Annotated in this window: 11 protein-coding genes, 1 pseudogene and 1 riboswitch; of the genes and pseudogenes, 3 read left to right on the forward strand and 9 right to left on the reverse strand. The window is 52.6% G+C overall.

Going from position 1 to position 12280, the window contains the following annotated elements; all coding sequences use genetic code 11:
• Positions 1 to 368: 368 nt before the first annotated feature.
• From speB to gabT, 3 genes are all read right to left on the reverse strand, one after another.
• The gene (speB, locus tag EDM59_RS30655; protein WP_122927055.1) at positions 369 to 1301 is read right to left on the reverse strand and encodes an agmatinase; all 933 of its coding nucleotides are present in this window, start codon (positions 1299 to 1301) and stop codon (positions 369 to 371) included.
• A 24-nt stretch (positions 1302 to 1325) separates the two neighbouring features.
• Positions 1326 to 2753 (reverse strand): aldehyde dehydrogenase family protein, encoded by a 1428-nt coding sequence (locus tag EDM59_RS30660; RefSeq protein ID WP_122927065.1) that lies wholly within the window; start codon positions 2751 to 2753, stop codon positions 1326 to 1328.
• A gap of 342 nt (positions 2754 to 3095) precedes the next feature.
• The gene (gene gabT / locus EDM59_RS30670) at positions 3096 to 4442 is read right to left on the reverse strand and encodes a 4-aminobutyrate--2-oxoglutarate transaminase (RefSeq protein ID WP_122927057.1); all 1347 of its coding nucleotides are present in this window, start codon (positions 4440 to 4442) and stop codon (positions 3096 to 3098) included.
• 452 nt (positions 4443 to 4894) lie between these two features.
• Between gabT and EDM59_RS30675 the strand changes: the two genes are divergently transcribed.
• From EDM59_RS30675 to EDM59_RS30685, 3 genes are all read left to right on the forward strand, one after another.
• Positions 4895 to 6253, forward strand: a complete 1359-nt coding sequence (locus EDM59_RS30675; RefSeq protein ID WP_122927058.1) for an APC family permease — start codon at positions 4895 to 4897, stop codon at positions 6251 to 6253.
• A gap of 96 nt (positions 6254 to 6349) precedes the next feature.
• Positions 6350 to 6643 carry an SAV0927 family protein gene (locus EDM59_RS30680; RefSeq protein ID WP_122927059.1) on the forward strand — a complete coding sequence of 98 codons (294 nt, stop codon included), beginning with the start codon at positions 6350 to 6352 and terminating at the stop codon, positions 6641 to 6643.
• A gap of 18 nt (positions 6644 to 6661) precedes the next feature.
• Positions 6662 to 6919, forward strand: a complete 258-nt coding sequence (locus tag EDM59_RS30685; RefSeq protein WP_122927060.1) for a biotin/lipoyl attachment domain-containing protein — start codon at positions 6662 to 6664, stop codon at positions 6917 to 6919.
• 63 nt (positions 6920 to 6982) lie between these two features.
• Here EDM59_RS30685 and EDM59_RS30690 read toward each other — a convergent pair whose 3' ends face one another.
• From EDM59_RS30690 to EDM59_RS30715, 6 genes and pseudogenes are all read right to left on the reverse strand, one after another.
• A complete protein-coding gene (locus EDM59_RS30690; RefSeq protein WP_122927061.1) occupies positions 6983 to 7297 on the reverse strand; it encodes a metal-sulfur cluster assembly factor in 315 nt (104 codons plus the stop codon).
• 55 nt (positions 7298 to 7352) lie between these two features.
• A complete protein-coding gene (locus EDM59_RS30695) occupies positions 7353 to 8000 on the reverse strand; it encodes an ABC transporter permease (protein ID WP_246011309.1) in 648 nt (215 codons plus the stop codon).
• Positions 8001 to 8021: 21 nt separating this feature from the next.
• A complete protein-coding gene (locus tag EDM59_RS30700; RefSeq protein ID WP_122927062.1) occupies positions 8022 to 8921 on the reverse strand; it encodes an osmoprotectant ABC transporter substrate-binding protein in 900 nt (299 codons plus the stop codon).
• Between the two features lie 13 nt (positions 8922 to 8934).
• Positions 8935 to 9585, reverse strand: coding sequence for an ABC transporter permease (locus EDM59_RS30705; protein WP_122927063.1), 651 nt, complete (start codon positions 9583 to 9585; stop codon positions 8935 to 8937).
• 57 nt (positions 9586 to 9642) lie between these two features.
• A pseudogene (locus tag EDM59_RS30710) lies at positions 9643 to 10398 on the reverse strand (ABC transporter ATP-binding protein); the annotation flags it as partial.
• 213 nt (positions 10399 to 10611) lie between these two features.
• A riboswitch (cyclic di-AMP (ydaO/yuaA leader) is annotated at positions 10612 to 10744 on the reverse strand.
• Between the two features lie 199 nt (positions 10745 to 10943).
• On the reverse strand, positions 10944 to 12280 hold a 1337-nt coding region (locus EDM59_RS30715; RefSeq protein ID WP_221176076.1), incomplete at its 5' end, for a glycoside hydrolase family 18 protein.

The following is a 12280-nucleotide window of genomic DNA, read 5'->3' on the forward strand; positions in this document are numbered from 1 at the left end:
AAATAGCTCTCCAGCAAAGCGAAGAGACGCTAGGCCAGAGAGCGATCTAGTATTCGATCAAACTCATTTCATTTCTACTACTTTCAGATTAACTTACAAACCCTGATTACTTATCCCTCAGAGGAAAGTCTGTGTTCTTTTCCCACAACGATCAGGAAGCGCATTTTCAGCCGAGCGACTGTGGAGCCCTGCCCAGCGGAGCAGCATAGACCGGGGATCAGAAACGATACCTCTGAATCCTCTTCGAAGCTGCGCGCCGTTTATCGTTTCCCCCGGGATCGTTGCGCAGCGGACAGCCTACTCTTCCCTGTAGGCGTAACCCGGAGCGGAGGCTGAAAATGCGCTTCCTCCCCTGCAGCCACGTCAGCTTAGACTTTCCTCTTCAACGCCACCAACGCAGCAAAATCATGAATCAGCGTCGCAGCGAGCAGAGCGGTGATTTGCGTCGGATCGTAGGGAGGCAGCACCTCCACGAGGTCGAAGCCGATGTAGTTCAGGTCCGTGAGCGAGCGTACCAGCTGCAGCGCTTCGTGGCTTGTGAAGCCTCCCACCTCCAAGGTTCCTGTACCCGGAGCGAAGGCGGGATCGACAAAGTCGATATCGAAGGTCAAGAAGCAAGGCGTGTCCCCGATAGTGGCTTTGATCTGTCCCACCACGTCATCAAAGCCCCGGCTGCGCAGTTCACTGGTTGTGATCACGTTGTATCCGAGCTCATAGCTGGCTTCCAGATCGCCAGGATGGTTCAGCGTGCCGCGGATGCCGACCTGAAACACCTTGTCCGGCAAAAGCAGGTCTTCTTCATAAGCCCGGATAAAGGGAGATCCGTGCCAGTATTTTTCCTCGTAATAGGTATCCCACGTGTCCGTGTGGGAATCGAACTGAATCAACGCCACCTTGCCGTAAACCTTCTTGGCTGCGCGCAGGGCTGCCAGCGTTATGGAATGGTCCCCTCCCAACCCGATGGGAATGATGCCTTTTTTCATCAAATCGAGCATGGCGGCTTCCATCAGCTCGTAGCTGCGATGAATATTGTGCGGAATGACCGGAACGTCTCCGATATCGATCGCATGCGTATCTTCAAATGGATAGACCTTGTGTGTTGGATGATAAGGGAACAGCGTCATGGATGCCTGACGTATCGCTTGCGGCGCAAATCGCGCACCTACGCGAAACGATGCCGCCGTATCAAATGGCTGGCCCAGGATCGCGACCTTGGCATGATCTCTATGAGAAGGCAGGCGCATGAACGTGCCTGTCGTGCAAAATTCTGGTTTCACATCGGGCGAAAGTGGATATTGCATGGGTGGGTTTCCTCCGGTTCCGTTTTAATTGCGGTTGAACACCACCAATTTCATCTCGGTCATTTCTTCAACCGCGTATTTGAGACCTTCCCGCCCTGTTCCGCTTTCCTTCACGCCGCCGTACGGCATGTGATCAACGCGGAACGTCGGGATATCATTGATCATGACGCCGCCTACATGCAGCTTTTCCGCTGCCATGAGCGCCATGTGAATATTTTCTGTATAGATGCCTGCCTGCAGTCCGTAGCGCGAGTCGTTGACCAGCGCAATGCCTTCCTCGACAGACGCGATTTTGTTTATCAGCACGATCGGCGCGAAAACCTCCTGGCAGGAGACCTTGAGTGCCGGATCTGCGTCGAGCAATACGGTCGGCAGCAGGGCATTGCCCTCCGCTTGGCCTCCCGTAATGACCCGCGCTCCCCTCTGTTTCGCTTCGTCAATCCAAGCCAGGGTGCGCTCTACATCCGCAGGGGAAATCAAGGCAGACACATCCGTATTCGGATCAAGCGGATCGCCGACGATCAGGCGCTGAGAGGCTTCCACAAAAGCTGCAGCAAATTCCTCGTACAGATCCTCGTGCACATACACGCGCTGCAAGGAGATGCATACCTGCCCCTGAAAGGCAAATGCGCCCTGTACACAGCGGGCGATGATTTTCGAGATGTCGACTCCCTTGTCGATAATGACCGCTGCGTTGGAGCCCAGCTCCAGCGTGACCCGTTTCAGTCCAGCTTTGTTGCGGATGCCGATCCCTACAGCGGGACTTCCCGTAAAGGTCACCATCTGTACACGTTCATCCGTGACGATCCGATCGCCGACGACACGGCCGCTTCCCGTCACGACGTTGAGTGCTCCTGCCGGCAGTCCTGCCTCCTGCAGCAGCTCTGCCAAAAAGTAGGCAGACAGTGGAGTCTGGGCAGCCGGCTTCAAGACGACCGTATTGCCGGATGCGATCGCCGGACCGACCTTGTGTGCGACCAGATTCAGCGGGAAGTTGAACGGCGTGATCGCTCCGATGACACCAAGCGGCTCCCGTACGGTATAAGCCACACGCTTTTCCCCTCCTGGTGCTGCATCGAGCGGTAGGGTCTCCCCGTGAATCCGCTTGGCTTCCTCTGCGGCGAACTTGTAGGTCTGAATCGTCCGGGCCACTTCCCCCTTGGCCGTTGCGATTGGTTTCGCTGCCTCCCGTGCGATGATCCGCGCGGCTTCCTCGGCACGTTCCTCCATGAGCGACGCGAGCTTTTCCAAAATCGCTGCACGGGCATGCGCAGGGAGCGCTCTCATCTTGTCTCTCGCCTGATAGGCGGCTTCGATCGCCGCGTCGACTTCCGCTTCTGTCGCCGCTGGAATTTGCGCGATAGCCTCGCCGCTGTATGGAGAGGTCAGTGTGACATACTCCGTTGCTTCCACCCATTCACCGTTGATAAACAGACTCTTTTTATTCATCATGATCACCTTGTTTTTTAGTGTAGGATCTCGTCCCAAGCTCTACCTCTGCAAAAAGAGTGCCTCACGCCGAATGGGCGCTGCACGGGCACCAGGATCATGGAGAGCAGGACGGCGATTAAAAACAGCTTGTTTTGCATACTCGCTTGCCCCTTCCCATTCGCAGGCATGTTCGCCATCATTTCTTCATTATTGCAAAAGTTATGCCAATATTGAACGCTGAAGTTATTCGCTGGCACCCAGCCGTTCGTTATGCATTTCTTCATACCTCATGCATTTTTGCATAGCCCCTCGAAAAGAAAAGAAGCTGCCAAATGGACAGCTCCTGTTTCCCCTCTTTTCCGATTACGCCAGTTCTCCAAAGACTTCTTCGATAATATCCAGAGCTTCCGCCAGCTGTGCATCCGTGATGACAAGCGGGGAGAGAATCCGTATCACGTTTTTGAAAATGCCGGCACTGAGTGTGACGACACCGCGGCGATTGCACTCTGCCACGATCTTGGCGGTCAGCTCGTCAGCAGGTGTCTTGCTTTCCCGATCCAGCACGAGCTCTACCGCGACCATCGCTCCCAAGCCGCGCACATCACCGATGACGGCATGCTTCTCCTGCATTGTCTGGAAACGGGAGATCACAGTCTTTCCGATCTGGTTTGCCTTCTCCAGCAGGTTTTCCTCTTCCATCATTGCGATCACCTTCAAGGCAGCTACACATCCGAGCGGGCTGCCGCCGTACGTTCCTCCGATCTGCCCTGGCTCAGGAGCATCCATAACCTCAGATCGTCCTGTGACCGCACTGATCGGCAGCCCTGCCGCGATCGATTTGGACATGGTCATGATATCGGGAATGACATCAAAATGCTCCATGGCAAACAGCTTGCCTGTACGCCCAAAGCCTGTCTGGATTTCGTCCGCGATAAACAGAATGCCATGCTTCTCGCAAATCGCTTTTACACCCTGCACGAATGTTTTGGAAGGAACGACGAACCCCCCTTCCCCTTGCACCGGCTCCATGATAATCGCCGCTACTTCCTCCGCTGCGACTTCTACAAGGAAGAACTCCTCCAGCTTCTTCAGGAGCTCCTGATCCAAAGCCTCCGGGGTCATGCCCTGCGGTGCACGGTAGTAGTACGGATACTGCATTTTGTACACATCCGGCGCGAATGGGCCAAAGCCGTATTTGTACGGCTTCACCTTGCTGGTCAGCGACATCCCGAGGAGCGTGCGTCCATGAAAGCCGCGTTCAAAGGAAATGACTGCCTTGCGTCCAGTGTATTTGCGGGCGATCTTGATCGCATTTTCCACCGCCTCTGCACCACTGTTGAGGAAAAAGGTCTTCTTGGCGTGCGTACCCGGCGTAATTTGATTCAGCTTTTCCGCCAGCTCCACGTACGGCTCGTACATCATGACATGGAAGCAGGGATGGATGTATTTGTCCAGCTGTTCCTTGAGCGCCTCCACCACTTTCGGCGGGCAATGTCCCGCGTTCAGCGTGCCGATCGCTCCTGCGAAATCGATGAATGTATTACCGTCCACGTCCGTCAAGAGCGCGCCTTCTCCTTTCACAGCAAACGTGGGTACAGTCGTAAACGGCCCCCTGGGTACATGCTGCTCTTTTTTATCCAAGAGCCCCTTGGCATTGGGGCCGGGGATCGGCGTTTGGATGTTTACATAGCTTCTCGTCGTGCTGCTCATAGGAATCTCCTCCTCATTCTTCGTTCCACTGGTTCGTCTTAGCAAAATTCATGCCATTTACAGGGAGTTTCCCGCTCCGTTCACCTGCTGCGCACCCGCGACACCTCCAGCATCGTCCCCACTCTTCCGTTTATTCATTGCTGGGTAAGCTATGCGTTTTTGCATAAAGACATCCCCTATTTTCATTCCCTCCAAGCCAGTAGCACGAGTAGAAAGAAAAGCGAATGTGTTTGGCACATCTATTGCTAGACGAAATAGGTGCAGCATATTTCAGCAAAGGAGGCTTGTGCCCCATGACGGACAGCCTTATACGGATTGAAATTCGCAGCCGTGCTGCTGGTGGAATGGCTCGATTACGACGGAATCCCCCTTCTATACGCGAAAATAACTGAATTTTTTTTATTAAAAGTTTTCGGATGCGCTTACAATCTATTTTGCGAAGGGGCTTGATCATGAACAGATCCGCAGAACCAGAGAAAATGCCTACCCTAAAAAGAAGCTTGAAGCTATGGCACGTCATCGTGCTCGGTTTGGGATATTTGACGCCTCTCACTGTTTTCGACACGTATGGGATCGTCACGCAGGAAACAAACGGCCACGTTCCGACCGCTTATTTGCTAGCACTCGCAGCCATGCTGTTTACCGCCGCCAGCTACGGAAGCATGGTCAAGGAATTTCCGGTAGCGGGCTCCGCCTACTCTTACGCTCGCCAGACCATTAACGCCCACTTTGGTTTTCTCGTCGGCTGGGTATCCCTCTTAGATTACGTCTTCTTGCCCATCATCAATGTGCTGCTGGGAACGATCTATCTATCAGCGGCCTTCCCAAACGTTCCTTCCTGGATCCTCGGTCTGCTGCTCGCCGCGGTGACCACAGGTGTCAATCTGTGGGGGATCAAATCAACCGCCAATTTCAACACGCTGCTCGTCGTGTTTCAGGTATTGGTTGTCGGTATTTTTGCAGCGTTAGCCATTCAGCATCTGACCGGGACCAGCCCAACAGGCAGTGCTTTTCCCATTACACCGTTTTACGGAGAAGGCATGTCATTTCCGACACTCATGGCAGGGGCAGCCATCCTTTGTTTCTCGTTCCTGGGCTTTGATGCCGTGACGACCTACACGGAAGAAGCGATCAATCCGATGAAGACCATTCCACGCGGTATTTTTCTCGTTGCCCTGATTGGCGGCGTCATCTTCATCATCGCTTCCTATTTCACCCAGCTGGCTTTTCCGTCCGTTGCGCCGTTTCAAAATCAGGACTCTCCTTCTCCTGAGATGTCCATGATCCTCGGCGGTGACCTGTTCCATTCGATTTTTGTCGCAGGCAGTATTACGGCTGCACTGGCTTCAGGGATCGCTTCCCATACGAGCGCATCCCGACTCTTGTTTGCAATGGGGCGGGAAAATGTCCTACCCAAAAAATGGTTCGGCAAGCTGCATCCCGTCAAAGGCATTCCCGTCGGCAATGTCCTTTTCATCGGGATCGTCTCCCTCTCATCCCTTTTTCTGACGCTGGAGACAGCGCTTGCGTTCATTAATTTTGGCGCGTTGACCGCTTTTACTGCCGTGAATCTGTCTGTATTCGCCCATTTTTACATTCGCAAAAAGCAGCGCTCTGCCAAAGACACTCTCAAATATTTGATCTCCCCGCTGATCGGGGCCAGCTTTGTCGCCTTCCTCTGGGCCAATCTCGACAGCCACGCGTTGACTCTCGGAATCGCTTGGACGTTGATCGGCATTGGCTACTTGCTGTTCAGTACCAAGGCATTCCGCAAAAGTCCGCCGGTGATCGACTTCGAGGAATCCATGTAACCCAGCGGCGTTCGCTCGGGGCAGCAGCTGGCATCGTTTTTGCAACAATCCCTCGAAGATCGGAATCACAAAATTTATCAGGCTGAGGTGACGACCATGTCTTTTGACTATCTGTACGATCAATCGGAAACGATGCTCTCCCGCTATGTAGCTTTTACGACAGACAATAACCGCTATGACCTGGGGCTGTTCTACTCCCAGCACTTTGATGGGAAGAGCTTTGTCCTTTCCTTGCAAAACATGCAGTCCGTACTGATTTCCTCCGATGAGATCGCCTTCGACCACGGCTGGGTCGACAAGCTGGCCATCCGTGCAGAGGACGTGGAGGTCGTATCCAGCTTTTTGAAAAAGACGCTCTCCAGCCTGTTCCACAATCACGATCTTGATTGACAGAGGTGAGTTCCAAAGATGAAAGTCACATTCGATATTGTGAGCAACTGTCACGGAGTGGTTGAGCGTCTGCTGTTGGAGGAAGGCTCCTACGTCTGTGAGAGAGAAACTCTCTGTCTCGTAAAAACCAGCGGAGGGAAGTTGGTGGAGGTGCCGGCTATGTTCAGCGGTTACCTCTGTAGCTATCACGTGAGGATCGGGGATCGCGTCGGCGAGGAAGGATGCGTGGCTTCGTTGTCCGAGAATGCCTTGGAGCTCTGTGTAAGCAGCGATTGAAAAGCAAAGCAGCGTCGGTCTAAGGGTCTCATTCTCCCTCAACCTGACGCTGCCTTTGCTTTTTTACACGAGACTTCGGCGTGCTCGAATCTCTTCCCTTGCCTTGTCATTCATTCTCGCCGGACTCCATTTTGGTTCCCAGACGAGTGAGACCTTGACGCCTTTGACTCCCGGTACTGCGGCGGCTGCCTCTTCTACATTCGTGACGATTTCATCCGCCAGCGGGCATTGGGGTATCGTCAGCGTCATTTCAATATTTGCTTGCCCATTGTCCTCTACTGCAACCTCATACACGAGTCCAAGGTCCACGATATTGACTCCCACTTCTGGATCGAGCACTTCCTCCAGTGCTCCCCAGATGGCATCTTCCGTTTTCAAAGCAAGCACCTCTTTTCCACGATTTGCTACACTTTAAGATGCCCACTGGCAATCGCTACTTATTCGTTCTTGCGGTATTCACGCGATAGCTCGCTCTTTTTTCGATTTTTCCAATCAACATGTCAACGAGAACGACGAGGACCGCTGCCGGGATCGCCCCGGCCAAAATCTTCTGGTCATCGGTCGTAGAAATTCCCCGCATGATCATTTCTCCTAGGCCGCCTGCCCCGACGAATGTCGCGATCGTCGCAGACCCTACCGCAACCACTGCGGCAATACGGACTCCCGCCAAAATGATCGGCAAAGCAAGCGGCAGCTTCACGTAGGTCAGAAGCTGCAGGCGCGTCATGCCCATGCCTGTTCCTGCTTCAATCATACTCTTATCCACGTTTTCCAGCCCTGCATAAGTGTTCTGCACAATCGGCAGCAGGGAGTAGAGAACCAGCGCCACTATCGCTGTGCTGTACCCCAATCCGAGAAAGATCATAATGATCAAGAGCAGCGAGATCGTCGGAATCGTTTGGACGGTATTGATGATCGTTTGAATGGTCACAGCGATCTTCGGATTGCGTGTCATGAATACCGCGAGCGGAACACCGATCACGATCGCCAGCAAAATGGCGATGGCACTCATGTACAGATGCTCTCCTGTCAGCTCCAGGATCTGCCCGCCATACCTCGAAATAAATTCAAAAGCATTCAACGAGCCCACCTCCCTTTCGCGTTACTTTTGAAGCAAGCCTTGCTCCTGCAAAAACGTCCGGGCGATCTCTTCCGGGTCGCGTTTCTCGATGTCCGCCTGATAGTTGAGCGCGGTCATGGTTGGCGTATCAATTTGATTACTCAGCTTGTTAATGAGTTCGGTTAGCTGCGGGTACTGCTTGAGCGTATCGTTGCGCACGACAGCAGAAGCTCCATACGGCGGGAAGAAATGCTTGTCGTCTTCCAGCGTGACCAGATTAAATTCCTTCAGGCGCGAGTCCGTGGAGTAAGCCAGCACAATATCTACCTCTCCATTTGCAACGGCTTTATAGACCAGACCGATATCCATCGGAGTCTTTTTACCAAAATCAAAGCCGTATTCCTGCTTGAATGCCTCATACCCGTCATTGGGGCGCTCCAGCCAGCTCGCATCTGTACCGAGATGCAGCTCCCCCGCTACCTTTGCCAGGTCGGAGATTTTTTTCAGCTGGTATTTATCCGCGATTTCCTTGCGTACCGTAAACACGTAGGTGTTGTCAAAGCCGTAAGACGGGAACCACTCCTGATCAAACTTCTCCGCTACGCCTTTTTTCACCAGATCAAAGGCTTCCTGCGGGTCTTTGCTGAATTCCTTCAGCCCTAAGCTACTTGTCAGATCCGTCCCCACGTAGCGGATAGCTGATATTTGAATATCGTTATTCTCCATGGCCTTGAGCACAACAGGAGTTGCCCCCAGTCCTCCAACCAGATCGACCTTGATATCGGAATTCCCCTCGATGACCTGCTTGAGCATCTGTGCCATGATCGTCTGCTCGGTCGTTGGCTGATGCCCGATTTTCACGACATTACTGGAGCCGCAGCCTGCAAGCAGGACTACCGAAAGAACGGCCGTAACAAAAGCGTATATCCATCTCTTTTTCATAGATTGCTCCCCCTTAATTCGCACGATTGCTTCTCAGACCTTTTGGTGTGCAAACATTTTGTATTTTCCGTGTAATGAAATCGGCTATCGTCGCCAGCATTGCGGTTGCAAGCGCTCCGGTCAAAAGCATGTTGTCGTTTGCAACCCCAAGTCCGGTAAACACCAGATACCCGAGTCCTCCTCCTCCGATCACCGCAGCGAGCGTCGCCCAGCTGATGGTATAAATAGTGGCCGTCCGAAATCCACCCATGATAATCGAGATCGAGAGGGGCAGCTCCACCTTCCACAAGATCTGAAAGCTGGTCATCCCCATTCCCTTCGCCGCCTCTTTCAGCGCGGGGTCTACCTCCATGATGCCGGTAAAGGTGTTGCGAAGCATGGGCAAAAGCGAGTAAAGAAACAGTGCCACAATCGCGGGTACGGCCCCGATTCCCAGCAGCGGGATCATCAGCCCCAAAAGGGCAAGGCTGGGAATGGTCTGCAAAATATTGACAAAGCCAATGACGTAGCGGTTCATCTTTTCCGTTCTTGTCAGGATGATCCCGAGCGGCACAGAGACGAGAAATCCTGCCATGACCGCGACAAACGAAATGTAGCTATGCTCCCAGATCAACAATAAAATCTGCTCGTGCCTCTCCTGGATGAACTGAACAAATTCACTCATGTCTTCCCCTCCCTCTTTTTACGAAATGCTCCAACGGGGAAGCGTCGCTTTTTTCGTCGACGAGACTGCCTGTCGCTCCTGTGCGCTTTTCAACCGCTTGATTCCGATAAAGTCCGCCACAAAGGAATTGGCAGGACGCTGCAGCAGCTTCTCGGGAGAGTCCACCTGTACCACAGCGCCATTGTTCATCAAGCAGATGCGATCGGATATCTTGATCGCTTCGTCCATGTCGTGCGTCACAAAAACGATGGTCTTCTTGATCGTCTTTTGCAGCCTTACAAACTCATCCTGCAGCTGCTCCCGGCTGATCGGGTCCAAAGCACTGAAAGGTTCATCCATCAAAATGATGGGCGGATCTGCCGCCATGGCGCGGATGACGCCAACACGCTGCTGCTGTCCACCGCTCAGCTCAGCCGGGTATCGGTTTTTGAAAACCTTCGGGTCCAGCCCGACCATGTCCAGCAGCTCATCGACCCTTTTTTCATACTGCGCTTGGTCTGCCTTTTTCAATCTGGGTACCAAAGAAACATTTTGCCCAATCGTCATATGGGGAAACAAAGCGATTTGTTGAATCACATATCCGATATTGCGCCGCAGCTCAACGGGATCTCCCAGGGAGACATCCTCCCCATTGATCTCGATTCGCCCTGAGGTAGGCTCGATCAGGCGGTTGATCATTTTCATGGTCGTCGTCTTGCCGCATCCACTGGGTCCGATCAAGACGAACAGCTCACCCGCTTTGATTTGCAGGTCAAGCTTTTGGATGATGGAGACATCGTTGATGCGCTTCTCTACGCTGTGAAAGGAAATCATCTACCCCAACTCCTCCTCAAAAATTTTATGAAAAGAAAAAAAGCCGACACACTGCGTTTCATCAGGAGGGCCCTTCCCGACAAAAGCAAATGAGTCGACTATTCTCTCACATACAAATATGAACAAATAAGCTTGATAGGTGCGGACGACCCATGCCCGGATAGAGCAAAAGCCGTTTGCACATAAAGCAAGCGGACAAAAAGAAACTTGTATGCATGATCTGCTTTAGCCGACGAGGTTAGCTGACGGGTAGGATGGCAGTTTGCATCCCTTCTGTTTTCACAGAATTAACCCCAAAGATGGTTCCCCCGTTTTCGTCAGAGACGAAACTAGGCCCGTATTTAATTAGGTAACAATAAAAGGTTACCATAATGTTTCCAGTGGCTCAAATCTGAAAATTCTCGATATTCCCCCCTCTCTGTGGCTCAGCGGCAGTTGACCGTAATCTCTTGCCTTATGCTTGCTTATCCTGCCATTTCCTTTTAAATCCATATCATTCTTGCATTCTATTCGTAAAAAAAGAGCACGAACATGAAATCGTTGACCTAGGAATGATGGACCCATTCTTTCATCCAGTGCTCCTGATCCTGCAAGTAATACGTCCGAGGATACACCTCTGGGTAATCACCGATAAAGGTAGCCCACCAGAAAATCCCCGCTCCGTGAATCTTTGCCCCTGCTTGGCTGGCATTGACCAAGCCCTTCGCGGCGGAGTAGATGTTTTCCACGTACGGATCGTGATAGACCACTCCTATCTCTTCTACCGTTCTGCGTTCATAGGCTGGCATGATGGGGAGCAGCTGGCAATTGCCTTTTGCCGAGAGAATAGCGTCACTGTATCGCTTCATCTCCGTTGTCCATAGCGTTTGATAGGCGTAGGGAGAATCGATCGGCGAATCCCATCCCATTTGATCGTACACCATCGGATTGATCTGATTGACGATGGAGGCAATTCTTTGGATATACGCGTAGCTCCACTGTTTTTCCCCGCCATACTGAACGGGCGCAGCCACCGAGAAGTAGCGATTGCCGCTCAGCGCATGTTCTCGCAAATAGCGAAGCATATTTTCCAGTTCGCGGTCGTCTGTGAAAAAAGGTTCCATGTCGAGATGAACGCCATCCACCCTGTACAGCTTTCCGTCCCAGAAAATGCCTTCATGGACGAGCTTCTGCACGATCTGATTCACATTTTGATGAAATGTCTCTGTCCCGAAAAGGGGGTTCGGCTGTTCGTTTCCATTCTCGTCCTTTGTCAGCCTTTGATTAAAATTAAGCACCGCAATCACCACTTGGTCCGGTGCAGCTTCCTTGGAGTATTTCAGCCATTGTGCCAGTCCGGCATAGCTCCTCGCGTCGAGCATCCCCCATTCCGTCAGCATGCCAACGTCCGCCATCTGATAGCGAATTCTCATCTCACGCAATTGCTTTACACGGGCTTCGATCTCTGCGGGAGCCTGGGACTCGGCAAACCAGTCATTCGGCAGAAACGCTGCATTATTCGTATGGCAATCGAAGGTGCACGAAGCAGGGACAAGGCTTATATCATCAAAATAAGAAACACCGCCTGCGATGGCATGATAGACATAGACGTACACCTGTATGTGAGCCGTGCCAGGCACAGTCGTAAAAGATAGCGATTTTTCCACAAAGGCAGGGCTCTTGAAGGTAAGCGTCACTCTTCCCCCTGGGATTCGTTTTCCGTTCTTGTCCAGACATTCTGCCCCGATAATCCCTTCTTGGCCGAGTCTGTTTACGCTGCCTTTTCCTTTCAGTATGTACGTCTTTCCCGGGACAGCAGCGTCGATGATCTGGCCTGCTCCCCCCTCAGCCTGATCGACGGCAGCAGCGTTACTCCCGCTGTTTTTGGCTGCCGGGGTCAGGT

The sequence above is a fragment of the Brevibacillus nitrificans genome (genome assembly GCF_003710965.1).
GTDB lineage: Bacteria > Bacillota > Bacilli > Brevibacillales > Brevibacillaceae > Brevibacillus > Brevibacillus centrosporus.